Source organism: Acinetobacter sp. Root1280 (assembly GCF_001425285.1).
GTDB classification, from domain to species: domain Bacteria; phylum Pseudomonadota; class Gammaproteobacteria; order Pseudomonadales; family Moraxellaceae; genus Acinetobacter; species Acinetobacter guillouiae.
On sequence record NZ_LMED01000002.1, the window covers coordinates 65,841 to 91,241 of the forward strand.

General features: G+C 37.7%; 19 protein-coding genes and 1 pseudogene. 5 read left to right on the forward strand and 15 right to left on the reverse strand.

The genetic code is table 11. From position 1 onward, the window contains the following. The first annotated feature begins 586 nt into the window (after window positions 1–586). Window positions 587–1,933 (forward strand): dicarboxylate/amino acid:cation symporter, encoded by a 1,347-nt coding sequence (locus ASC84_RS04070; protein WP_056512019.1) that lies wholly within the window; start codon window positions 587–589, stop codon window positions 1,931–1,933. Between the two features lie 488 nt (window positions 1,934–2,421). Here ASC84_RS04070 and pstB read toward each other — a convergent pair whose 3' ends face one another. The 4 genes from pstB to ASC84_RS04090 form a co-directional block, all read right to left on the reverse strand. Continuing rightward, complete coding sequence (pstB, locus tag ASC84_RS04075; RefSeq protein WP_004719228.1) at window positions 2,422–3,333, reverse strand: phosphate ABC transporter ATP-binding protein PstB; 912 nt, start codon at window positions 3,331–3,333, stop codon at window positions 2,422–2,424. Window positions 3,334–3,350: 17 nt separating this feature from the next. After that, window positions 3,351–4,745, reverse strand: coding sequence for a phosphate ABC transporter permease PstA (gene pstA / locus ASC84_RS04080; RefSeq protein ID WP_004719227.1), 1,395 nt, complete (start codon window positions 4,743–4,745; stop codon window positions 3,351–3,353). After that, on the reverse strand, window positions 4,742–6,121 hold the full coding sequence (pstC, locus tag ASC84_RS04085) for a phosphate ABC transporter permease subunit PstC (protein ID WP_004719223.1): 1,380 nt from the start codon (window positions 6,119–6,121) through the stop codon (window positions 4,742–4,744). The genes pstA and pstC overlap by 4 nt, the downstream gene beginning before the upstream one ends. 103 nt (window positions 6,122–6,224) lie before the next feature. After that, entirely contained in the window at window positions 6,225–7,232 is a 1,008-nt protein-coding gene (locus ASC84_RS04090) for a substrate-binding domain-containing protein (protein WP_004719220.1), read from the reverse strand. An 859-nt stretch (window positions 7,233–8,091) separates the two neighbouring features. Here ASC84_RS04090 and ASC84_RS04100 point away from each other — a divergent pair. Both ASC84_RS04100 and ASC84_RS04105 read left to right on the forward strand, forming a co-directional pair. Further along, entirely contained in the window at window positions 8,092–9,144 is a 1,053-nt protein-coding gene (locus ASC84_RS04100) for a Rieske 2Fe-2S domain-containing protein (protein WP_056512024.1), read from the forward strand. A 199-nt stretch (window positions 9,145–9,343) separates the two neighbouring features. Next, window positions 9,344–10,009 carry an O-methyltransferase gene (locus tag ASC84_RS04105; protein WP_056512028.1) on the forward strand — a complete coding sequence of 222 codons (666 nt, stop codon included), beginning with the start codon at window positions 9,344–9,346 and terminating at the stop codon, window positions 10,007–10,009. A gap of 382 nt (window positions 10,010–10,391) precedes the next feature. On the opposite strand, the gene ASC84_RS04110 is transcribed toward ASC84_RS04105, so the two are convergent. From ASC84_RS04110 to ASC84_RS04155, 11 genes and pseudogenes are all read right to left on the reverse strand, one after another. Further along, window positions 10,392–11,234, reverse strand: coding sequence for a universal stress protein (locus tag ASC84_RS04110; protein WP_004719212.1), 843 nt, complete (start codon window positions 11,232–11,234; stop codon window positions 10,392–10,394). Between the two features lie 131 nt (window positions 11,235–11,365). Then, a complete protein-coding gene (locus ASC84_RS04115; RefSeq protein WP_004719210.1) occupies window positions 11,366–11,983 on the reverse strand; it encodes a DapH/DapD/GlmU-related protein in 618 nt (205 codons plus the stop codon). Further along, window positions 11,976–12,572, reverse strand: a complete 597-nt coding sequence (locus tag ASC84_RS04120) for a YigZ family protein (protein ID WP_056512032.1) — start codon at window positions 12,570–12,572, stop codon at window positions 11,976–11,978. The genes ASC84_RS04115 and ASC84_RS04120 overlap by 8 nt, the downstream gene beginning before the upstream one ends. A gap of 114 nt (window positions 12,573–12,686) precedes the next feature. Then, on the reverse strand, window positions 12,687–15,992 hold a 3,306-nt coding region (locus ASC84_RS04125; RefSeq protein ID WP_227515087.1), incomplete at its 5' end, for a type I secretion C-terminal target domain-containing protein. A 1-nt stretch (window position 15,993) separates the two neighbouring features. After that, a pseudogene (locus ASC84_RS23545) lies at window positions 15,994–16,748 on the reverse strand (SwmB domain-containing protein); the annotation flags it as partial. Window positions 16,749–16,759: 11 nt separating this feature from the next. Further along, the gene (locus ASC84_RS04130; RefSeq protein ID WP_056512035.1) at window positions 16,760–18,415 is read right to left on the reverse strand and encodes an Ig-like domain-containing protein; all 1,656 of its coding nucleotides are present in this window, start codon (window positions 18,413–18,415) and stop codon (window positions 16,760–16,762) included. 612 nt (window positions 18,416–19,027) lie between these two features. Then, window positions 19,028–19,771 (reverse strand): LPS export ABC transporter ATP-binding protein, encoded by a 744-nt coding sequence (gene lptB / locus ASC84_RS04135; protein ID WP_056512038.1) that lies wholly within the window; start codon window positions 19,769–19,771, stop codon window positions 19,028–19,030. Further along, the gene (lptA, locus tag ASC84_RS04140; protein ID WP_085942773.1) at window positions 19,771–20,313 is read right to left on the reverse strand and encodes a lipopolysaccharide transport periplasmic protein LptA; all 543 of its coding nucleotides are present in this window, start codon (window positions 20,311–20,313) and stop codon (window positions 19,771–19,773) included. Before lptA ends, lptB begins: the two co-directional genes overlap by 1 nt. Before the next feature lie 10 nt (window positions 20,314–20,323). Beyond that, the gene (gene lptC, locus ASC84_RS04145) at window positions 20,324–20,869 is read right to left on the reverse strand and encodes an LPS export ABC transporter periplasmic protein LptC (protein WP_004724340.1); all 546 of its coding nucleotides are present in this window, start codon (window positions 20,867–20,869) and stop codon (window positions 20,324–20,326) included. A gap of 39 nt (window positions 20,870–20,908) precedes the next feature. After that, the gene (locus ASC84_RS04150) at window positions 20,909–21,448 is read right to left on the reverse strand and encodes an HAD family hydrolase (protein ID WP_004724342.1); all 540 of its coding nucleotides are present in this window, start codon (window positions 21,446–21,448) and stop codon (window positions 20,909–20,911) included. 3 nt (window positions 21,449–21,451) lie between these two features. Further along, entirely contained in the window at window positions 21,452–22,444 is a 993-nt protein-coding gene (locus tag ASC84_RS04155) for a KpsF/GutQ family sugar-phosphate isomerase (protein WP_004822585.1), read from the reverse strand. 198 nt (window positions 22,445–22,642) lie between these two features. On the opposite strand from ASC84_RS04155, the gene cysS reads away from it, so the two are divergent. Further along, window positions 22,643–24,064, forward strand: a complete 1,422-nt coding sequence (gene cysS / locus ASC84_RS04160; RefSeq protein ID WP_056512044.1) for a cysteine--tRNA ligase — start codon at window positions 22,643–22,645, stop codon at window positions 24,062–24,064. Window positions 24,065–24,785: 721 nt separating this feature from the next. Next, window positions 24,786–25,397, forward strand: coding sequence for a TetR/AcrR family transcriptional regulator (locus ASC84_RS04165; protein ID WP_056512047.1), 612 nt, complete (start codon window positions 24,786–24,788; stop codon window positions 25,395–25,397). The last annotated feature ends 4 nt before the right edge of the window (window positions 25,398–25,401 follow it).

The following is a 25,401-nucleotide window of genomic DNA, read 5'->3' on the forward strand; positions in this document are numbered from 1 at the left end:
AGATGCGGACGGATCAGCTAAATTTCAATACACTTTTTGAAAAATTCGACAAAGCTCAGTCCACTTAGTCTTTATGCATGATAAAAAGCTTTGTCTACACACTTTTAACAAACAACAATAATTAAATTTTAGTTATAGAATACATAGCTTTTTTTTATAGTTAAAAACGAATGAAAATTCGAGTAAAGATACGCGTTTTGAATAAATTATGATTTTATTAATAGTTTTTACATCTAAGTTAAGCCTTGCTGATTTCAGCATATTTAGTGACTTTACCTCGAAAATAACGCAAATGCCACTTAGTAGAACTTTTGCTGGCTTTTCTTATGACAAATTCACATAAAAAAACATAGACATGTTTATATCAAACAGATAATACAAATAAACATATATCACACATTTTTAAAATTTATATTAGGTTATTTACCAACTCTTTTTATCTAAATAACATATTTGTTATTTTGATTAAACTATTTAAAATCAACACGTTAAAAAGAATAATTACATTTTGCAAATTTATGAACATTTATGTGTCATTTTTTTAAAAAATGTTTAATTTTATCAACATCAAGGATAAGGATTGAGTATGGATATCTCCTCACACGATGAACACCTACCCCCTAAAAAACAAAAGTTTTATCAAATCCTCTATGTTCAGGTTATTTTTGCCATTGTACTTGGTATCCTTCTTGGACACTTTTGGCCAGACATTGGTGCAAGTTTAAAACCATTAGGTGATGCATTTATTAAACTGGTCAAAATGATTATTGCACCTGTTATTTTCTTGACGGTTGTCACTGGAATATCAGGCATGAAACATATGGGAACTGTAGGGCGAGTAACGGGTAAAGCGATGCTTTATTTCCTAACATTCTCTACACTCGCATTAATCGTCGGGATGATTGTTGCCAATATTATTAAACCAGGACAAGGTTTAAATATTGACCCTACATCATTAAAATCAGAGAAAGTTGTTGAGTATGCTGAGAAAGCACATGACGCTTCTATTGTCGACTTCTTACTGAATATTCTTCCAACAACCATCGTTAGCCCATTAACAAGTGGCGACATTCTACAAGTTCTATTTGTTGCCGTATTATTTGGTTTATCCTTGGCTGCGGTAGGCGAAAAAGGTCAACCGATTGTAGACTTCTTAAACAATCTTACAGCACCCGTATTTCATTTAGTTGGAATGCTGATGAAATTTGCTCCGATTGGTGCTTTTGGTGCAATGGCATTTACAATTGGTAAGTATGGTATTGAAAGTATTGGAAATCTTTTACTTTTAATTATGACATTCTATATCACTGCCTTACTCTTTATTCTGGTTATTTTGGGTGCAGTGGCGCGCTATAATGGATTTAGAATTACAGATCTGATTCGCTATATCAAAGATGAATTATGGTTAGTTTTAGGGACCAGTTCATCTGAAGCCGCACTTCCATCATTGATGCGTAAAATGGAAAAAGCAGGCTGCGAAAAATCTGTGGTTGGCTTGGTTATTCCTACTGGTTATTCATTTAACCTCGATGGTACCAACATCTATATGACGATGGCGGCGCTCTTTATTGCACAAGCATGTAATATCGATTTGAGTATTCAAGACCAAATCTTATTATTGCTCGTTGCAATGCTGAGCTCTAAAGGTGCTGCTGGTGTTACAGGTGCTGGATTTATTACCTTAGCTGCAACATTATCTGTTGTTCCAGCAGTTCCTGTTGCAGGTATGGCTTTAATTCTAGGTATTGACCGCTTTATGTCTGAGTGTCGTGCACTGACCAATTTAGTCGGTAATGCGTGTGCGACGATTGTTGTGGCACGTTGGGACAATGCTTTAGACAAAGACAAACTGGCTACTGCATTCGCTCATCCGAGTAAAGCGCACTATGATGCTAAAGCAGTTGAACAACATCGTGAAGATCCAATGGATTAAAACATCCTATAAGCAATATTTGTAATAAGAAGGAGCTTTTGAGCTCCTTTTTTATATAAAGCAATTATGAATAGATCAGAAAATTAGAAATAACAATCAACTGCTATTTGCATATAAAATGAAGAACTAACTGAAAAATATGTTTAATACACAAAGCTTAAAATGATGTATTTCTTAAAAAAAGCATTTGTCTAATTTACCCATTCTCAATAGATTGGTTTTATTCAGACAATACCAGACTTAAACAAAAGTACTTCATTCAAAAGACTTAACGAAAACCGTATTGCATCCCTATTTCAGTACCCATCAAAGAAAAGATTTAGACGTTCCATTCATTATTTTAAAGCTTAAATTTTTAATTGTTTTTTGATCTACCATTTTCGTCAATTTGATTCATTACCACAGATGTTCATATACTTTATCTATAAAAAAAAGAGCCTTTCGGCCCTTTAATTTCACATCTAAACTTATCTTGATCAATATTCTACTTAACCGAAACGGCCGGTAATATAAGCTTCAGTCAATTGGTGATCTGGTTGAGTAAAGACTTTCTCTGTAGAGTTAACTTCGATTAAGTCACCTAAATGAAAGTATGCTGTACGATCAGAGACACGCGCTGCTTGTTGCATGGAGTGGGTTACAATTGCGATTGTATATTGCGTAGAAAGCTCAGAGATTAGCTCCTCAACTTTTGCTGTTGCAATTGGATCGAGCGCAGAACATGGTTCATCCATTAAAATCACTTCAGGGCTTACCGCAATCGTACGTGCAATACACAAACGTTGTTGCTGACCACCTGAAAGTCCTGTACCTGGCTGACTTAAACGATCTTTTACTTCATCCCACAAACCTGCTTTACGCAAACTATTTTCAACAATCTCTTCTAAATCATACTTATCTTTGGCTAAACCATGCAGTTTAGGACCATAAGCAACATTATCAAAAATTGATTTAGGGAACGGGTTTGGTTTTTGAAATACCATTCCAACTTGAGCACGGAGCAACACAACATCTAGATTTGGATCATAAATGTCTTGGTTGTCTAAACGCACTTTACCTGTTACACGGCAAGTATCAATCGTATCGTTCATACGGTTCAAGGTACGTAGAAATGTTGATTTACCACAACCTGATGGTCCAATAAATGCAATCACTTCATTTTCATAAACTTGAAGATCAATACCTTTAATCGCTTCTGCGTCACCATAGTAAACATGCACATCTTCAGCACTAAGTTTCACAGTTGTATTTTTTTCTTTCTTCGGTGTCGAAGACTCAAACTGGGAGACAAAAGAAGTGCTTGCTTGCTTTTGCTTACTATCAGTCGATGTAAATTGAGATTGTTCAGAATTCACGGTTGTATCCTGTCTTAAGGAATTTTTAGTTTCTACAGTATTCATCTCTATTCTGCCCTCTTTTACCAGCGAACTTCAAATTTCTTACGTAACCAAATTGCAAAGCTGTTTAGACCGACCATAAGTGCCAATAACACAATGATAGCTGCAGCCGTACGCCCTTCGAAGAAGTTACGCAATTCATTACCTTGCCATAAGTAAACTTGAACAGGTAAAGCCGTAGATTGATCTAATGGAGATACTGGAATATTTGCAACGAAAGCGCTCATACCAATTAATAGTAATGGTGCGGTTTCACCCAATGCATGAGCAATACCAATAATCGCACCTGTCATAATCCCCGGTAGAGCCAAAGGCAATACATGGTGGAATACTGTTTGTAAACGAGAAGCACCAATACCTAACGCCGCTTGGCGAATTGATGGTGGTACTGCCTTCAATGAAGCACGTGTGGTAATAATCACTGTAGGCAAAGTCATTAAACTTAAGACCAAACCACCAACCAAAGGTGCGGATATAGGTAAATGCATCCAACCAATAAAGATGGCAGCACCTAACAGACCAAATACAATCGATGGAACTGCTGCAAGGTTATTGATATTGACTTCAATGATGTCAGTAATAAAGTTTTTCGGTGCAAACTCTTCTAGATAAATCGCACTTGCTACACCCAATGGAATAGAAATCGCGATCACAATTAACATCATGAACAATGAACCCATAAATGCACCAGCCAAACCTGCTGTTGCTGGTGAGCTGCGTGAATCTGGGTTGGTGAACATTTGCGTGTTAAAAGTACGGTTAATAATCCCTTTCGCAGCTAAGTCATCAGAAAGTTGACGTACTTCTGGACTAAGTTGTTGTTGCTCATCAGGCAATGAACGATCAATATGACCAGCTAACCACACATCAATGTTGGCATCAGCAAGGAAATTGAGCTCTACTGTTTTACCAATCAATGCTGGATCTTTAAAGACCATATCACGGATACGATATGCCTCTGAACTGGTATAGATGCCAGAAAGATCATCACGACGACTTTCAAGTGCTGGGTCTTTTGCAATGATTGCATTTACAATCAATGCATCCCAATCAACCATACCCATTTTAGTTTGCCAGTCGACATAACGTTCTTGAAATACAGCAGGAGATTCACCTACTTTTTGTGTTGGTTTTGGTCCTGCATCAATCATACTTGGATCAAAATACACAGGTACAGTCATACTTGCTTGCCAAAATGCTGGCAACCCTTTGTATAAGATACTTCCAAATAAAATTGCAACAAATGCCAAACCAATAATCACTGCTGAAAAGCCAGCAAAACGGAAGGTCTTTTCTTTACGATGACGTTTTGACAATGAGCTGGCGATTCTAGCTTTACGTTTCTCTCGCAACTCAGCGGCAGCTTGAGGATCAAATACATTTTGATCCACAGGAGATGTATTTGATGTACTCATTCGTATTGCTCACGATATTTACGCACAATATAAAGTGCGACAATGTTTAAACACAATGTAATGGTAAATAAAGTTAAACCCAGTGCAAACGCAACCAATGCCTGCGGACTTGCAAAGTCTGTATCGCCTGTTAATTGTTTTACAATCGTTACAGTGACTGTTGAGACAGCTTCTAGTGGATTGATATGTAACAGTGGACTATTACCAGCAGCGAGTACCACAATCATGGTTTCACCGACTGCGCGAGATACTGCAAGTAAGAATGCACCCGTAATACCTGGTAAGGCCGCTGGAAGAACCACTTGACGAATAGTTTCAGATTTGGTCGCACCTAAACCTAAAGAACCATCACGTAAGGCACGTGGCACTTGAGTGATAATGTCATCTGACAAAGAAGATACAAATGGGATAATCATAATACCCATTGCAAAACCTGCTGTTAAAGCACTGGTCGCATTAACCTCAACGCCAATAGAGTCGCCAATAGATTTGAAGATTGGACCAATCACCATCATGGCAAAAACACCATAAACAATGGTTGGAATACCCGCCAAAACTTCAATTGTTGGCTTTGCCCATGAACGGAATCGAGGTGATGCATATTCAGCAAGATAAATTGCAATCATTAAACCCAGTGGAACAGCAACCAGTAGTGCAATACCACTGACCATGAGTGTTCCCCACAGTAATGGTAATAAACCATAACTTCCTTCAGCATTACCTGAAGTACTAAAGCCAGGATTCCACTCTGTACCAAAGAAGAAGTCGATTGGACTGACAAACTGGAAAAAGTGCATCGCTTCACTGAACATCGACATCACAATACCCACAGTCGTGAGGATCGCAACACCTGAACACAGGATCAAAACAACGTTAATGGTTTTTTCAACTTCGTTACGTGCACGAAATTGTTGACTAATTCTTTTTCTTGCCCAAATCAATCCAAGGATCGCAGCACACGTTACTACAGCAAACTTTGCAAACGAGCCAATTCTTTCAAATTTTGAGAGTTGTTCTGCAGCTGCAACCTCATAAGCTGCTGGCGTATCTGTCACACCAAAGCCAGAGGCAATTGCTTTAATACGATCCACCAGTACATCTACCCCAGCTGTATCTAGCGTTGAAGCAATATTTGCTGGAACATTTTTTAAAATTAGATGTTGTAAAACACTTGGTTCTACCAAGTTCCAAACTATCAAAATTAAAAAAGCTGGAATTCCACACCACAACGCCACCAAAGAGCCATAATAGCCAGGACGTGAATGTAAAATTGCAGTGTTATTTCCCTTACCTGCTAGGCTTCGGCTTTTTCGTAGCCCGATTTGATATGCGATAGCGATTAAAGCCAATAACACGCCAATGAGTAGCAGATTCATGTATTCTCCACCGTTTTTTCAATTTCAATAATTTGAAAAAACTCTACTTAGCAAGGAAAGCCGATGGTAGTCACCCACCATCAGCTCCATTATTGCGGTTTTATTATTTACCAGCTTTAAAACCAGCCAATACTTTTGCACGTTCAGCGTCTGACAATGAAATCAAACCAGCTTTATCTAACTTAGAACCTTTACCAGATACCTTCTTGTTAAGGAAGTATTCAGTATATTCTTTTAAGCCTTTGATTGACTGTAAGTGTTCACCTTTTACATAGAAGTATAAAGGACGAGATACAGGGTAAGTACCATTTAAAACAGTTTGCTCAGAAGGAACAACATTGTTCACTGTAGCAACACGTAATTTATCTTTATTTTGATCATAGAAACCTAAGCCAAATACACCTACCGCACTTGGAGATGTTTTTAAACGCGCTAGAGTTTCAGTATAATCACCTGCAATTTCAATTACTTTACCGTCTTTACGGAAGCTAGAACATGCTTTTTTCTGAGCATCTTTGTCTAACTTTTTAAAGTAATCATAACTTTCACAACCCGCTTCAACCATTTTTTCTTGGAACACTTCACGTGTACCGTGGTTAGAAGCAGGAACAACTAAAGTAATTGGCTCATTTGGAAGCGATTTATCAATTTGGTTCCAACGTGTATATGGGTTTGGTACCAATTTACCATTTGATGGTAATTCAGCTGCTAGGGCTGCAAATACGTGTTGTGGACGTAATTTATAAGCTGCTTTGCTTGCATTCGAAGCAAAAACGATGCCGTCATAACCGATTTTTATTTCTTGGACTTTATTTACGCCAGCTTTTTTACACGCTGCGATTTCAGTATCTTTAATTTTACGTGAAGCATTTGCGATATCAATTGTGTTATCGCCCACACCTGAACAGAACTGTTTAAGACCAGCAGAACTACCGCCTGAGCCAACTACAGGTGCTTTAAATTGAGGGAAAGTATTACCAAATTCTTCAGCAACAATACTCGCATAAGGAAGTACAGTAGAAGAACCAGCGATTTGGATGGTATCACGAGCGTTTGCTGCTACTGCTGCCCCTGAAACTGCTAATGCAAGTGCGATGTGATTAATGCGCATTCTTTTCTCTCTTAAATAAACTGCAATTTTGAAGTACACCACTTCTTGTTGTGTAGTACTTTTCGGATAACTGCATTTTGATTTTAAAATATGACAAATAAGTTACAGCTTTATGACGCTTTTATGATATTTGATAATTCACATTTGATTTTATTAAAAATCTTTTAAATTCAATATGTAATTAACTGTGTTCTATTTTTTAAAATTGAGGATATTACAATTCAAATTGTAATATTTCATGTGTATGTCACAAAAGTTGTATTAAGGTTTACCCATTTCAAACGACACGTTACGTCGTGATAGCCTTATTTTTCCATCTAAAAACCCTTAAAATAAATAAAAAAGAGCAATTTAAATGATCAGATTAAATCGTAAAGAATGGCATGAAACTTTTCTAAAGATGGTGGCCTCGGCCAGCATGATTACGTTCATTATCTATATGAGTTGTTGGATCATTTACTTTTTATTGGCACAAACTAGTCAATACAATCTGATCCAAAATATAGTCATTAGTTTTAGCTTCATCAGTTTATTTATATTAACCATGCAAACCTTACGTTCAATGTATCAAGTCTACTATTTACCTTTAATGAATAGTTGCAGGTTAAATTATCAAAAAATTATTTTCTTTTGCAGCAGTTTCTCCATCGCACTTATTGTAGTCAGCTCATTTTTATTAAATTTTGGAAAAATGTTAAAAGATTATTACAGCTAAGCCAATACAAAAGATCCACCGCTTAGCATGTCCACTATTCAATCAAGTGTTCTATTTTTCTTAATCATTCAACACAATAATTGAAATTTCAAAGAACACGGCATTGTTTTATATTCAAATGAGCACTCCATAAAAGATTTGAATATGAATAGCAAAACGTCTAGCAGCTTCAATCCTGACCTCCCCGTTCATATGAGCTTCTCCGAACATGACTGGCAGCTCTTAGCCCAATATTGGTATCCAATTGCATTAGCAAGAGACATTACTGAGCAGCCTCTAGGAACCATGTTGCTGGATATGCCATTGGTCATTTATAAAATAAATTCTGAAATTATTGTTGCCAAAGATGCCTGTCCACATCGCGGTGTTCCTTTAAGTATCGGAACAAATGATGGCCAAGGTATCGTTTGCCGTTATCATGGTTTACGCTTTGGTGAAAATGGAAAATGTAATCGTATCCCTGCGCATCCCAATCATAAAATTTCGGACCGCTTCCACCTAAAAACCTATGCTGCAGTTGAACGTTATGGATTAATCTGGTGTTCACTTTTAGCAAAAAAGCAAGATATACCCAATATCCCAAACATGCCGCATTGGGATGAGACCACGTACCAACAACTGGTTTGTCCTCAAGTCGATTTAAAATGCTTTGCTGGTCGACAATTGGAAGGCTTTATCGATGTTGCTCATTTTGCATGGGTACATCCAGAAACTTTTGGTGACCCAGAAAATACTGAAGTGCCTGATTACACCACGCAAGAAACAGACTATGGTTTTAGTGCTGATTATATCAGTAGTGTAGGTCGTTACCCGATTGGTCTAGATCAATTAGGACAAGCGGATTTTCAATGGTTACGCCATTTTGAAATTCATTTGCCTTTTACCGCAACATTAACCATTCATTTCCCCAATCAAGCGAAACAGGTCATTATGAATGCTGCCTCGCCCATGACAGCACGTAGTACTCGATTATTTGCCCCAATTTGTCGTAACTATGATCAAGATTTACCAATAGAAGATGCTTATGAATACAACCTTAAAATCTTTGAAGAAGACCGTTTGATCGTTGAGACTCAAAAACCAGAATATCTACCTTTAGATTTATCCATTGAGGCGCACTTCCCTGCTGACCGCAGTTCAAGTATGTATCGCCGTTTATTAAGAAAAATAGGATTTAGCCCATTATTCGCCGCATAAATCAGTTTCATGCCATGTTTTATAGAAGTTGATCAGGCTTCTTTAAAACAATAAAACCTGAACGTATCGCTCTATATATTTATAATTTTTTCAAGTTGATTAAATTTAACTCAAAAGTTTCTATTAAAATTGCACTCTTCGATTAAAAGATTAAAATGCACATTACATAAATGAAGTGACTCCAATTAGGTGGTATAACATGCAACAAATGTGGTCAGACATCGATGCCTATATCGAATCACATTTAATTCCTGAAGATCCAATCCTCATACAAACATTAAAAAACACTGAGGATAAAGGATTTCCAGACCACCTTGCTGTTGCCGCAAATCAGGGCATGTTATTGCAAATGTTGATTCAAATGAACAAATGCAAACGTGTTTTAGAATTAGGTACTTTTGCAGCTTATAGCACTATGTGGTTAGCCCGTGCCTTACCTGATGATGGCTATATTTTAACGATTGAAGGTCGTGATACGCATGCTGCTTTAGGTCAAGAAAATATAGATCAGGCCAAGCTCAAACAAACCGTTGAATTAAAGTGTGGTCGTGCAGCCGATATTTTAAAAGCGTTGCCTGAAGCTACAGAACCTTTTGACTTTATTTTTATCGATGCTGATAAACAAAGCTATCCTGAATATTTAGAATTAAGCTTAAGTCTGTCACATTCAGGTACAGTGATTGTTTTGGACAACGTGATTCGTGCTGGTGACATTCTTGACCCAGACAATGTCAAACCAAGTATTGAAGGGATCCGTGCCATGTATAAAGCCATGCAAAACCATCCTAAAATTCTGTCATGTACGGCTTTGCAAACTGTAGGTAGCAAAGGGCATGATGGTTTTGCCATTGCAATTGTAAAATAAAGCATGCTGATTTAATTTTTAAAGCTGCTATTTAGATAGCAGTTTTTTTATAGCTAAAATTTTAACAAGTCCAGCTTAGCTTCAATCATTCTCCTTAGAGTTATCCCCTGAACTTGTTTGTAGAATTGTGGATAACTCAATAATGCTTTAATAAACCCATGAAAATAAAATACTTTTAATCGTCGATTAATTTTCAACCAGTTAAATTCATGGTTCATAAAAAAGTGCTTGCATTTCAAAATGCAATATTTTTATCAAATTTTTTAATCAAAAAAAATGCCACAAATCATATTATTTGTGGCATTTCATCTCTTCTGTTTGATCGGTCATTTAACTCAATCTCGATTGCTTAATCGCGTTGTCTTTCATCTTCAAATCAAACTTATTTTGCGACCAACAATGGAACTGCAGCATTTCTAAAAATAGTGGTGGTTACACTACCCAAAAAGAACTGATGAATTTTACTATGACTAAATGCACCTAAAACAATCAATTGAATTTGATGCTGATCTTGATAATCCAAAATATTTTCAGCAACATCACCATAACGGTACTCTACCACCACATCCAAACCCGCATCTTTTAAACGTTGCGCAGGCTCATTAAGAATTTCAGGATGATCACCAACATAGAGTAAATGGCATTGCAAAAGTTTAAGCAAATCACTTTTTTCAACACGTTTTAGCATTTTTTGACATGTTTCTGAAAGCTCATAAGCAAAAATAAACCGTGTAGGTGGTTTAAATGTTTGCCCAACGGTTAATACCGTACTTTTCGTTCCACGAATAAAGTTTTCAACATTACTGCCCAGTATTTTATTCTTCTCAGCTGAACGCTCACCCACTCGACCGATGACAGCGATATCATCTTCAGTCAATTCATTGAAGCTTTGTTCGAGAAAATCACCTTTGGCTTGAATTTGAATCGGTGTGATATTGTATTTTTCTTGAATCATTTCAGAAATATGCTTGAGTAAATTATTACTGTAATCCAGTGCTAACTCACTTTGCTTTTGTTCAAGTTCAGCCAGCTCTTTAAGTAACATCGCATTACTTTCAAAGCCAATTACCCCACTAATTTCCCCTAAATGATAACTTGCAGGGTAATAATCCAATACTTGCAATAAAACCAGTTCACGACCAGTTTTTTGAGCAATCCATGCGGCTGCTTCTGCCAATGCATTGATGCACGGAGAAGAGTCAATACAAGCCACTACTCTGTTCATTTTAACCTCGCTTTAGCTTTACAGCTTTGGGTCTATATTATTGTTTTAAATTAGCATAAGTTTTTATAAGTTTGGACAACTTTATGTAATTAATCCCATAATTTAATTATGTATTTGTACAAACTGTGCGTTCATTCACGATAACGAATAAAACGCGCTGGGTTCCCTGCCACAATTTCTCGTTCAGCTACATTTTTAGTAACCATACTATTCATTCCAATCACCGCATGTGAAGCAATTTTTACACCATCTTTCACACCAACATGCGCGCCCAACCAAACATCCTGACCAATTTCAATGCCTTTGGAAGTCACAGCTTGTTGATAAACAGGAATACTCAAATCCATCCCATGATCAAAAGCATAAAGATGACAATAGGCGGCTATACGAACTTGATCATGCAATTTAATACCGACTTTACCCCCATCCAAAATACAATGATGGTTGATCGCGACTTCATTACCAATCTCTAACGGTCCATGCAAGGTACAATCTGCCGCAATAAAAGTATCATCCCCAATGACAATTTTCCGTCCAGGCTCAGCAAATATATGCGCCAATGGTGAAATAAAGCAATTTTGACCTATTTCAACGGTTTCCATAGCCATTAAATACGCTTGATACTGCTGCTGCCACTGCTCCGCCCAAACTCGATTTTTCGGTTTAAGTGAATAATACAGCCACGGCATATAATTTAAGCGATGCTTATGTTGTTCGCGATATTTCAATAATGGGTCTTGTTCAATCATCAACGTCTTCCAACAATTTAAGTTGCTCACGCCCACGCGTTACATCTTGAATTTTTAACTTAAGTGGATCAATTTGATGTATTTGTAATAATGCCTCAACTTCAACCCCATCAGCAGTATATTGTTCTTTATATTCAATGTCTTGAGTATTCAATTCATACTGAAAAATTGACCATTCGCTGAATTGGCATTGAAAATAAATTTTCTTCTTTTCAATCAGTTCTATTTTTTCAGCCAAAAGCAAACATTGCCCTGCACAGCCACCATAAGCACGAACTAAACCGCCTGTACCCAACTTGATACCACCATACCAGCGATTGACCAATACAATTGCATTGGCTAAATCATTGCCCTCAATGGTCGCAAGGATTGGGCGACCTGCTGTACCTGAAGGTTCACCATCGTCATTAAAACGAACATTATGACCTATTTTCCATGCCCAGCATTGATGTGTTGTTGTTAGATCTAAATGTTTTTCCAGAAACATTTTAACTTGCTGTTCATTTTCAACAGGCGCTGAAATGGCTTGAAATCGACTCTTTTTAATATCTTCCTCAAAAATCGTTTCGGATACAAGTGTATAAACCATAATGAAAATAAAACATTCAAACTCAATATATTACCATTATAACGTGCTTTTAAAATACATTGGATAATAAAAAACCCTAAGCGAACTTAGGGTTTTTTCTATTCACTCAATAAATTACAGGACAAGCTGATGATTTTGGAGCAAGAGTTTCAAAATATCATCTTCAGTTTTGCCGTTAAATGCAGCACCTGATTGCGCCAAATTATCCAATTGGAGTAAATCAGTTTTACCAGTGTATGTAGTTCCTGCACCATCACGATCTAGGGTGAGTGTGACATTATTACCATCAACTCTTACACCAAGATAGTTTTTCAAATAGTTTGCCGATGCTGTTAAATCAGCTGTGATATTGGCACTGTTAAAACCAATCAGTAAATCAGAAATATCAATGATGTCTGCATTCGTATCAGTGTTCACATTTCCAGAATGGAAGTCTGACCAATGATCGACGCCATTTCCACCACTAGCACTTGCACTTTCTAATACATGATATACAAGCACATCTGAACCACCATTACCAGTAAAGGTATCATTCAGTTCACCACTAATCAGTGTATTGCGTAGAGCATCACCAGTGGTTATTGCATCAACAGTTACTGTAAGAGATGCTGTATGATCTTGACCAAAAACAGAGAGTTTATAATCAAATACTTCTTGACGACCAATTACGTCAGCACTCGGTGTATAAACATAGCTTCCATCACTTTTCACGAACAGACTGCCATGCTCACCTTGCACCGTCACACCATTATAACCCACCTCTACAAACTGCCCATTACCAGTATCAATACTGAATTTAGCATAAGATGAATTATAGATATCATCTGTCAACATATTGCCAGTAATTGCAGCAGCAGTTACTGGGGCAATTTCATTATAGTGAGTAATGTCTTGCGCTAAGCTCACTGTAGCATTAAATCCTAAACCTATATTACCCGATGCAGATGCCGTAATTGTATAGGTTCCTGGGCCTAAATTAGGCATGTCGACAGTTATTGAACTTCCAAGTGCGTTGAGAAGAGGCTTACCGGTTATCGTCCCAACTACTGTACCATTTTGATCTTTGATTGTAAGAACAATCGTTGGCAATAGAGAAACTGAAAGTGGTGGGATATTTACTTTAACTACAACATGCGAAGAGTCTGTATTTGCTACATTAAATGTCGTCGGAACATAAGTACCACCACCACCACCTAATGTACCTGCCACTGCAAAACTAGCACCTTGATTCGCTTCACTTACTGTTTGCACCACATTCGATACAGCACCAATAGCCACATGCTCTGCATTATCTAGAATGATTGGAGCTGGGAGAGATACATCATTTTCTGGATTTGTATTATCCCAAACTACACCTGAGTTATCACCATCAATACGAATATTCAAATTCGCTGTTGCTTCACTACCATTGAAGTCCCTAATCGTATAGGTGAATGTATCTACCTTGCCAATATCCGCAGGATCACCATTACTTACATATTTATAATGTCCGTTTGGAGAAATATAAAGTGTTCCGTAAGCACCAACCACAACCGTGTTTGCACCAGATAATGTGACTGCAGGATCACCAACCTCATTGGCCACTTTAGTAACAAATGTTGTTGTATTTACTTCATCTGCACCATCCACACTTGAAATTACATTTCCTTCTATGGTACTTGAACCCAAATATTTATTGGTTTGATCTTGCATGGTTAGTTCAACACCACCAAATAACTGGGCAGATGCTGTTGAATCCAATAAATTCAAGATTTGTTGTAATAAACCAGAATCCGTTGGTTTCTCTTGCAGTGCGATGGTATAAACACCTGGTGGTAAATTATCTAAATTAATCTGACCAGAATAATTAAAGATAATGCCCAACAATCCAGGTGGTGTTAGCTTTACAGCATCTTCCACTATGAAGTGTTCTTTTTGTATTACACCATTTTCATCCACATATTGACGTTCAAGTACAGCATTGAAAAACTTATCTGCCGTACCCAATAAAGCACCAATAAGACCGCCTATCGCAGCACTTACAACGCTACCGCTTACATTGACATGAATACTTGACGTGCAGTTTTCTTCAACTTCAAAATTAAATGGTACGGTATTACCTAAAGAGATATTTAATCCAAGTAAATTTACGCCCAGCAATTGTGAAGCTCTGCCATGTACACCAACATCATCACCCACGGATTCATGATAATTTTTAACAGTTGCAAGGTCGTCACGGGCAACAACTTGATCAACATAATCTGGAGGTGTTAATTCACCTGGATCTGCTGGTGTTCCTGCAATATTAATAATGATTTGAGCCGTATCAGATGTTGATCCATTGGACAGTTTATAATCAAATATTTCAGTTTTTCCAACAGCCGCTTCTCCTGCTGTCACAGTATAAGTAAAGACTCCAGTTAGTGTGTTAATTTCAAGACTTCCATACTCTCCTTGAATCGTAACACTACCTTGTGCAACAGACGCACCATCTATTTCAGTGATCGAACCACCACCAACTACATCTTGACCATTTCCATTATCAGCAAAAACATTACCTGTCACTGCATAGTTCGCAAAAACCTCTTCAGTTCCAGTTACGCTAATATTTGTTTTTTCGTAAATCGTTAATAAGTTTGATAATAAAGGTGCAACAGCCGCGTCAACAATGTAATCAATTACGCTAATTGGCAATACATTTAATAGTTGGTTAACGACACTTGAAAGCGGTAAACCGAGTGTATTTACAGGAATTAAAATTGTATTGACTAAAGCGAGAACTGGAGCACCTAATGGGCCAAGTACTGTATTAATTGCTGCCCCGATAGCTGCCGCATTTGAAGCACCAAGAATTTCTCCTTCACCACCAAGGTCAGTAATAGCAACATCTTTGAGTAAAGTTGTTAGAGCACTATCATCAGCCTGAACTGCAACCGTATAATCACCTTCAGGTAAATTAGTGAAATCAAGCTTAATTGAGTCGTTACTATTTACGACACCAATGATTCCAATACCACCCACAGTGACAATACCACCTTGACTGGTACCACGTGCAACCTCCACCGGTCCATTGGTAGTTTGCTGATAAATAACAATTTGAACAGCCTCACCGACCGAAATCAGATCTTGTTGTGAAACTGTGACAGAAATATTACCTGTCGCTCCCTTACCTGCACTTCCTGTCGTTTGTGGAATTGAAAAATCTAGACCAGTAGCATTATTCCCCAAGATATCAACAACTGCGATATCTGAACCTGCAACTTCTGTACGATCTAGACGAGTTTCCTGACCTAGATCTAATGCAAATTCATCATTTACAGCATTAAGTGGTGGAAGAACAATCGAACCATTGGTCACTGAAGTTGGTGGAAGGGTTACTGCATCATTGCCCGCAATGTCTTGAATCGCATTCGGATCATTACCTGCTGTTGGATCGGTATANGAACCATTGGTCACTGAAGTTGGTGGAAGGGTTACTGCATCATTGCCCGCAATGTCTTGAATCGCATTCGGATCATTACCTGCTGTTGGATCGGTATAACCYACTTGCACCGCTTGACCTAAGGTCACTGGAGCACCCAAGGTTAACACCACGCTACTGCCCACCACTAACACACCCGTGATCGCAACCACTTGACCATCCGCTGTCACTGCGAAGTCGCCTGCAACTGGTGGATTTAATGGATCAAGTGCTTCATTGTAGTTCAGCGTTAAGGTCGTACCCAATGGATCAACTGTCGCATTGACAAATGTTGGTGCTGTAGTATCGCTCGGAATAACCGAACCATTGGTCACTGAAGTTGGTGGAAGGGTTACTGCATCATTGCCCGCAATGTCTTGAATCGCATTCGGATCATTACCTGCTGTTGGATCGGTATAGGTTACAGGTACCACTTGACCGTCTGCGGTGACCACGAAACTGTTTAATGGCGGCAAGTTGTTACCGTCTAGTGCTTCACTATAGGTCAASGTGAGCGATGTGCCGGCTGTATCTAGTGCTGCACTGACAAAGGTCGGTGCTGTGGTATCACCACCAGGCACAGTTGAACCATTATCCACTGTGGTGGCTGGAAGTGTTGCGGCATCATTRCCCGCAATGTCTTGAATCGCATTCGGATCATTGGCTGCCGATGGATCGGTATAACCCACTTGCACCGCTTGACCTGCTGTGACTGGTGTACCCAAAGTCAACACCACGGTAGAGCCATTTACTGTAACACCACTTGCACCGCTTGACCTGCTGTGACTGGTGTACCCAAAGTCAACACCACGGTAGAGCCATTTACTGTAACACCRGTTACAGGTACCACTTGACCGTCTACAGTCACTGTGAAGTTACCAGCAACGGGTGGATGTAATGGATCAAGGGTTTCACTGTAGGTAAGGGTCAATTGTGTTCCTGTACTATCCACATGCGAAGATTGGAATTGTGGATTTGTGACATCACCTGCTGTAATTTCAATCGCTTTTGGATTACCAGCACCATCTGTCACAGTGACCGTAATTTTTTCACCATCTGTAAGTGGTCGTGTTAACTGGATGTTATCAACAACACCATTCCCCGTTGCCGTTCCTGTTCCAATCACATTACCTGAACTATCTGTGATTTTAACTTGACCTATTTCATTTGAAATAACTTCAACATGGGTCGCATCTTGAATGGTTGTAGTGATCACTGGTGCAGTTACATCACCTGCTGTAATTTCAATCGCTTTTGGATTACCAGCACCATCTGTCACAGTGACCGTAACTTTTTCACCATCTGTAAGTGGTCGGGTTAACTGGATATTATCAACCGTGTTATTACCTGTGATTGTACCCGTACCAATTACATTACCATGACTATCCGTGATTTTAACTTGACCAGCTTCATTTGAAGTAACTTGAATATGGGTTGCATCTTGAATAGTTGTACTAATATTTGGCGGTGTTACATCGCCTACTGTAATTACTTTTTCTGTTTGATTACCTGCAGCATCAATAACATCAACAATAATTTTACTGCCATCATTTAAAGGGGTATTTAAATCAACTATTAATTTTCCATCAGGTCCAATTATCCCCTCAGCAATTGTTTGTCCTGCTTCATTTTTAATTATAACTTTACTGCCAGGTTCATTTGAATTGACCTGAATAGTGTCATTATCAACAATATTTATTTCGACTTCAGGTTTTGTAACGTCCCCAACATTTATTGTTTCAGTTGTTTTATTTCCTGCATTATCTATTGCTGTAATTGTAATTTTTTCATTATCAACCAAAGGTCTTGTTAAATTAATTTCAAGCCCACCTGCTTGATTTAGTTGTCCTGACCCAATTATTTTACCACTCGCATCGACTATTGTAATCTTACTTGCTTCATCTACAGTGATTTTAATTTTCTGATTATCTAAAATATCATAGGTAAGTTTCGGTCCAGTTTTATCACCATTTCCAGAATGGTTTGAACCACCACTCCCTCCTGACGCTGCTGCAATACCGATCACTCCTGCTCCAGCTGCAATCCATGCCCATGCTGGTGCAACAGAATGATCACCAACTAAGTATTCTTGAAAATCTGTAATCCCTAAATAATCAATTTTAGTAACTGTACCACTCTCATCAAATTCAAGAAAGTTAAGTAAATAATGCTTTCCATCTGAAGTTTCTATTGTAAATTCTTTTGGTTTTTCACCAATAAAGAAATCATCAATAACAACTTTTTCTCCATTTTGTAAATAAACCTCCAAATTATTATTAACTTTTACAATCTTGGCTATTTCTGCGCTATCAAGATTTACTTTATACACTGAGTAGTGTTTATTAACTAAATCTTGAGTAAGAACTTTAGCTGTTCCTTTTTCATAAATAGTGATGTTTTTCATAATATTTTTTCCGTCTTATAATTTACTGTTATGCAAAAAAGATAAATAAGTGAGATAAATTTCACAAGTGTATATTTTTAATATTAAAATCACATATACATATAAAAAACTGTGCTTGTCTATAATAGCTAAATGATTGAACTTTTTTAAAACCATTACATTGTGATGCAATTATCATTTAATTAAAATCTTACTTGTTTATTTTGCTAATTTATTGAGATTAAATTTAATTATCACTTTATATTCATTACTGACATTACCAACAATCACTTTTATAAATTTATTTAAATTTTATTAATAATTTTATCTACTTTAAAAAAAATAGCCTGTTATTTTTATACAACTCATAGCGTTTAAAAATATGAAATTCCCATTTAAATTTTATGGGTATTATAGAAACTTAAGAATTTAGCTTAGATTAAAATTTAAACAAAACATGTAACACATTTCTTTATCTGTGACAACCATCACATTAAAACTATGTTGTTAAATTTTAATGAAATAATAATTAATGAAATATTGAATAAAAACTGATTTTTTTTAAAATATACCTCACAAAAAGCAAAAAAAAAGATGAAGGAAGTCCTTCATCTTTTTAAAAACGCTGAGTCGTTAGACAGTAAAATCATCACCCAAATACACTTGGCGCACGGTTTCATCTGCCAACACTTCTTCTGGCGTACCTTCCGCAATCACAGCACCTTCACTCACAATATAAGCATGCTCACAAATCGCTAAGGTTTCACGAACATTATGGTCGGTAATCAAAACCCCGATCCCACGATCTTTTAACTGGCGAATAATATCTTTAATATCACCTACCGAGATTGGATCGACACCTGCAAAAGGTTCATCCAAAAGCATAAATTTTGGATCTGCTGCAAGTGCGCGTGCGATCTCTGCACGGCGGCGCTCACCACCTGACACACTCATTCCAAGAGAATCTTTAATATGGGTAATTTTAAAATCTTCTAATAATTCTTTGAGACGTTGTTGACGCTGCTGTTTATCTAAGTCTTTGCGTGTTTCAAGGATGGCCATGATATTTTCAGCAATGGTTAGCTTCCTGAAAATTGAAGCTTCCTGTGGAAGATAACCAATCCCTTTACGTGCACGCTGATGCATAGCTAAATCAGAAATATCTTCATTATCAAGATGAATTTCGCCTTTATCCATTCGCACCAAACCAACAACCATATAGAAGCTGGTGGTTTTACCCGCACCATTCGGCCCAAGCAAACCCACAATCTGTCCACTTTGCATACTAAATGAAACATCTTTGACCACCCAGCGTTTACTATAAACTTTTGCTAAATGTTTGATACAAAGTACTTGAAGCTGATTCGATGCTGTCATTAATCACGCGCTCCAGGGAAAGACTTGGTGCTATTTGGCGGAATAATAATTTGTACACGTCCTTTCGCTGAACCTGTGCTATTTGAACTACCCGAAGCCTCAATATCACCTTTGTTCATACTGTATTTTAATGAACTACTGCGAATACTTGCTCCATCTTGATATAAATAAGCATTACCAATCAGATTAATAATACCTGTTTCAGCATTATAAATAATTTTTTGCGCTTCTCCACGAGCAACACCCTTAGCCGTATCAACTTGTTGTTGAAACTTTGCTGGGCCCCCAGTGGCAGTAATGGTACTAATTTGCTTATTTTTATTCAATTGAGCCACAATTGAAGCAGCTTGAAGCTTCATAGTACCTTGCTCAATGATGACATTACCGGTATATGTCGTTACACCCGCAGCTTCATTATAGGTTGCTTTATCTGCAACCAATGAAATTGGCTGATTACGATCTGACGGTAATGCAAATGCTGCTGCAGACAAGCCCATTAAACCGGCAGTGCAGATCGCTTTTATTAGGAAAGATTGTTTCATTGAAAAAGGCTTAGTTAGGTACATACTTTCCTCGAATATGTGCAAATTCATATTGACCTTGGTTTAAATCAGCTTTTAAACCCTGACTAATAAATTCTGCATCAGGTGCATTAACAGTCACTTGGTGAGTCGTTTCAAACTGACGTATTTTAGGGTAACCCGTTAACTCGTCTGTTTGAAATTCCATGGTCCCTCGTTCACCAATCTTGGTCGCTTTAACTTGTCCAGATAAAACGACTTTTTCATTGTCATTAAATCCTCGTGCTTCTTTTGCAAAAAAAGTTGAATCTACTTTATTTTGATGAAACATCGAAGCATTGAGATTACTCAATGTTGAAGTTTTTCTTTGTAAATCCTGCTCTAAACGATCCACTTGAGCACGAACATAAAGATTACCCTTTTCATCTGTTTGAACCAACTGGATACCCTCAGCAGTATACGTCATGCTTTTTGCTGAATTCGCATCCAACTTTTTGCCTTTTCCACTGTAATAGTAATAGCCACCACTGATTGCCGCGATGACAACTGCAGTCACATATAAAACCTTAGTATCCATAAATTACATTCAACATTTGATCAATCTGAATTTACGCTATTAATGCGGTATAGCTGTATATTTTTCAAGTAATTCTTGGTAAGTGCCTTTTGCCATCAGCAACATATCACAGACTTCACGCACAGCTCCACGCCCACCCATCGCCTGAGTGACTAAATCTGCTCGACGACGCACCTCAACATGCCCATTGGGTACAGTGACTTTCATTCCTGCAATTGCAAAGGCAGAAAGATCTGGCCAATCATCGCCCATATATAAACAGTCTTCAGGATCTAAATTGAATTGAGCACAAGCTTCTTTAAGTGCAGTCCCTTTGTCTTCACGACCTTGAAAGACCAAATCCACCCCCAGATCAGCCATACGTTTTTCAACAATATTGCTTTTACGTCCTGTGATAATGATGACTTTAATCCCAGATTTTTGCACCAGTTTCATGCCCAATCCGTCACGAATATCAAAGGATTTAATTTCATCCCCTGTATTGGTCAACGTCACAAAACCATCACTCAAAATACCATCTACATCTAAAACCAATGCTTCAATATGACGCGCTTGTTCCAGTAAAACATAAGAAGCCATTGATTAATTTACTCCAGCTTGAATCAGGTCATGCATACTAATTACACCAATCACTTTATTGGCATCATCGACGACAATAAATTGACTAATTTTCTTTTCATTCATTTTTTCTAAAGCTTCAACTGCACGTGCTTCTTTAGAAATGGTTGAAGGGTTTTGAACCATGACCGCGGAAACAGGCAAGTTCACATCAAAACCTTGCTGTCTATCAATTAAACGACGTAAATCACCATCGGTAAATATGCCCAATAAAGTATCATTTTCATCGACAACAGTGGTTAAACCTAAACGCTTGTTAGAAATTTCGTACAAAACTTTATTCATTGGTGTATCAGGAAATACTTTAGGTAAATCAGTGCCTGTACGCATCAAATGTTTAACATGTAACAACAATCGTTTACCCAACGCACCCGCAGGATGTGACATTGCAAAATCATCTGCAGTAAAACCACGTGCATCTAATAATGCCACAGCCAGTGCATCGCCCAATACCAATGTTGCAGTAGTACTTGAGGTTGGTGCCAAACCTAATGGACATGCTTCTTTGATATTTCCAAGTGTCAACGCAACATCTGCATTTTGTGGCATAGGTCCTTTGTCATCACCGCTGATGGTGATCAAAGGCACTTCCAAATACTTAATCAGTGGCATCAACATCATAATCTCATCACTCTTTCCAGAGTTTGAAATTGCAATCAACACGTCACCTTTGACCAACATACCCAAATCGCCATGCCCTGCTTCACCAGGATGCATAAAGAATGATGGTGTCCCTGTTGATGCGAAAGTTGCTGCCATTTTCCGCCCAATATGCCCAGATTTCCCCATACCCGTAATCACTAAACGACCTTGGCATTGTAAAATAATTTCACATGCGCGCGTAAAGCGTTCATCAATTTGAGTCGCTAAAATCTCTATGGCATGTTCTTCAATGCGTAAAGTTTCAAGTGCAACTTTTTGAAAATCAACTTGATTTGATTTATTTTCAGGATTCAAAATGGGCTAACCTTAACTCTAATAAAGAGTTTTGAATATCGAATGGAATATTTTTGCTATTTTAGCATAGCAATACAATAGGCTGCTTTCCTAAATGTATAAATTTCATTTTCTTAGAAAAATAACGTATAAAACTTTATGAAATATGGAGCTTAGGTTAAGATTAATCATCATTTTATTGAAGCCTTTAGAAAACCTATGCAACCATTTGTTCTTTACAACTCTGAGCAACGAAAAAAAGTTGAATTTGTTCCCCGTAAAGAAGGACATATCGACATGTATGTGTGCGGTATGACAGTTTATGATTACTGTCATATAGGCCATGCTCGGGTGATGGTTGCTTTTGACTACATTATTCGTTTTTTACGTAGCCAAGGTTGGAATGTTAAATACGTTCGTAACATCACAGATATCGATGACAAAATTATTGCGCGTGCCAATGAAAATAGCGAAAGCATTACAGCTTTGACCGATCGTTTTATCAAGGCGATGAATGACGATGCCGAAAACCTAGGATGCTTAGCACCTGATGAGGCACCACGCGCAACAGATTACATCGATCAAATGCAGAATATGATTGGTAACCTTGTCAATAAAGGCACGGCTTACCCTTCTGCAAATGGCGATGTGTATTTTGAAGTTGAAAAATTTAAGAACTATGGCCGACTTTCAGGACGTAAACTTGACGATATGCAAGCTGGCGCTTCTGAACGTGTTGATGTTGAAGTTGAGAAGAAACATCCATTTGACTTTGTGCTATGGAAACATGCTAAAGAAAATGAGCCATCATGGGCTTCACCTTGGGGTAATGGCCGTCCAGGTTGGCATATTGAATGCTCAGCAATGTCAACTTGCTGCTTAGGCAATCATTTCGATATTCATGGTGGTGGTTCAGATCTTTTATTCCCACATCATGAAAATGAAATTGCGCAATCAGAAGCAGCAACAGATGAACAATATGTAAACTACTGGATGCATGTTGGCTTTATCAATGTCGATGGTGAAAAAATGTCTAAATCTTTAGGCAACTTCTTTACCATTCGTGATGTGATGGAGAAATTTCATCCTGAAGTGATTCGTTATTTTATTGTGTCATCACACTATCGTAGCCCTGTAAACTTCTCGGACTTTGCACTAAAAGAAGCAAAAACTACGCTTTCTCGTTTTTATCATGCATTTAAAGCATATCAACAAGTCTATGGCGATAAAACCACAGATCTGTTAGATGAAACGCTCGTCGAGCGCTTTAATTCAGCAATGCGTGATGACTTCAATACATCTGAAGCAATTGCAGTTTTATTCGAAATTATTAAAGAATTGAATCGTGCGGTTAAAGAAGAGAATGCAGCGCAATCTACGCTTTATTATTCTACTTTACGCCACTTGACCAATATTCTTGGCTTGGTTCAATACAATGTAGATGAGTTTTTAAAATCAGACATTGGTCAAGAAGCACTTGGTTTATCCGAAGCTGATATTGAAGATTTCATTCAACAACGTGTTGATGCCAAGAAAAATAAAGACTTTGCCCGTGCAGATGAAATCCGTCAGTCTTTGCTTGCTCAAGGTGTAGTACTGGAAGATACACGTCAAGGTACCATTTGGCGCCGCGCGGATTAATTTCTAAGACCTTTATTAAAAAGAATAACCTGATCAAATGATCAGGTTTTTTTGTAAAGTCGTTGCTGACTAAAGCTGTTTTTAAACGGTACATCTCTTACAGTTTCTTTATATTCATTGTATGACCATACTTAAGTTTAGGTTTTATAAATTGTTCATTAATTTTTTTAACATCGCTAATTTGCTTATATAAAATCTAAATCAGTAGGGTCTGTTGACAATTCGTCTATGTTTGCGACGACGTGTGTTTTTTAGCCGATATGAGGCGCGAAATACGAAATTTAGTCATTCTAAATGAGTAGTTCGTAACGACGTAGCGGCAAAAAACACGCTAGTCCCCCGCTGCGCCTTGCGCTGCAAACAAAGCAGTGCTTTGTTCTTGCTCAGGGTTGTGGNACGTAGCGGCAAAAAACACGCTAGTCCCCCGCTGCGCCTTGCGCTGCAAACAAAGCAGTGCTTTGTTCTTGCTCAGGGTTGTGGCTAAAATTATCTCAGCCTACGTTATGAAACTCAAAAATAGTCTCGCTATTCTCTTCGTTTCATGCCTTGCCTGCTCAATTTTAACCTACAACGCAAGCCATTTATGAAATGTCTACAGACCCTAAATATATTGAAAAAATAAATATTTTATTGAATATGATGGACTATAGTTTTATTGAATCAGCAAAATAGCTGATATACTCTGAGTCCAGTTCTTCATCAGCGGTTTTGGATCAATAGAATGAGTTCAGTGCGCCAACAGAATTTTCTTCTTCGCAAAGAGAAAATTTTAGCGATGGCAGAAACCTTATTGCTTGATAATAATCAGGATATTACGTTAAGTGAGCTTGCTGCTGAACTTGATATCGCAAAAGGAACGATCTATAAACATTTTAAAAGTAAAAACCAACTGTATCTTGAACTGATTATTTTGAATGAAAAACGACTTTTAGATATTTCTAAAGCCTATCATCACGATATTAAAATCTATGTATCTGAATACATGTTATATAACATGTTAAATTCGAATCGAACAATTTTACTGCATGTGATTGAAGAGCGTCTAACCAATAACGAACGTAAACTCAAAGACTTATTCGAAGAACTTTATAGCATACGTGAGCAACGTATTTTAGAAATTAAAGATCTTTTCGGAGCACATCTCAAAGCCTTAAACAGTAGTATGTCAATCCGTGATTACTTGTCTTATATCTGGACAGTAACTTATGGCGCATCATTATTGTTAAATTCTACGCACTATCAAAAGTCTATTGGCTCTCGTGAACGCTTAATCAAACTCTATGTCAATCAAGCATTGATGACACCTGATAAGCTAACCGATTCAGAGCATTAAGCGA

Coding starts and splice junctions, on each gene's coding strand:
- ASC84_RS04070 (WP_056512019.1), top strand. CDS start 587: ATGGATATCTCCTCACACGATGAACACCTACCCCCTAAAAAACAAAAG.
- pstB (WP_004719228.1), bottom strand. CDS start 3,333: ATGAATACTGTAGAAACTAAAAATTCCTTAAGACAGGATACAACCGTG.
- pstA (WP_004719227.1), bottom strand. CDS start 4,745: ATGAGTACATCAAATACATCTCCTGTGGATCAAAATGTATTTGATCCT.
- pstC (WP_004719223.1), bottom strand. CDS start 6,121: ATGAATCTGCTACTCATTGGCGTGTTATTGGCTTTAATCGCTATCGCA.
- ASC84_RS04090 (WP_004719220.1), bottom strand. CDS start 7,232: ATGCGCATTAATCACATCGCACTTGCATTAGCAGTTTCAGGGGCAGCA.
- ASC84_RS04100 (WP_056512024.1), top strand. CDS start 8,092: ATGAATAGCAAAACGTCTAGCAGCTTCAATCCTGACCTCCCCGTTCAT.
- ASC84_RS04105 (WP_056512028.1), top strand. CDS start 9,344: ATGCAACAAATGTGGTCAGACATCGATGCCTATATCGAATCACATTTA.
- ASC84_RS04110 (WP_004719212.1), bottom strand. CDS start 11,234: ATGAACAGAGTAGTGGCTTGTATTGACTCTTCTCCGTGCATCAATGCA.
- ASC84_RS04115 (WP_004719210.1), bottom strand. CDS start 11,983: ATGATTGAACAAGACCCATTATTGAAATATCGCGAACAACATAAGCAT.
- ASC84_RS04120 (WP_056512032.1), bottom strand. CDS start 12,572: ATGGTTTATACACTTGTATCCGAAACGATTTTTGAGGAAGATATTAAA.
- lptB (WP_056512038.1), bottom strand. CDS start 19,771: ATGACAGCATCGAATCAGCTTCAAGTACTTTGTATCAAACATTTAGCA.
- lptA (WP_085942773.1), bottom strand. CDS start 20,313: ATGAAACAATCTTTCCTAATAAAAGCGATCTGCACTGCCGGTTTAATG.
- lptC (WP_004724340.1), bottom strand. CDS start 20,869: ATGGATACTAAGGTTTTATATGTGACTGCAGTTGTCATCGCGGCAATC.
- ASC84_RS04150 (WP_004724342.1), bottom strand. CDS start 21,448: ATGGCTTCTTATGTTTTACTGGAACAAGCGCGTCATATTGAAGCATTG.
- cysS (WP_056512044.1), top strand. CDS start 22,643: ATGCAACCATTTGTTCTTTACAACTCTGAGCAACGAAAAAAAGTTGAA.
- ASC84_RS04165 (WP_056512047.1), top strand. CDS start 24,786: ATGAGTTCAGTGCGCCAACAGAATTTTCTTCTTCGCAAAGAGAAAATT.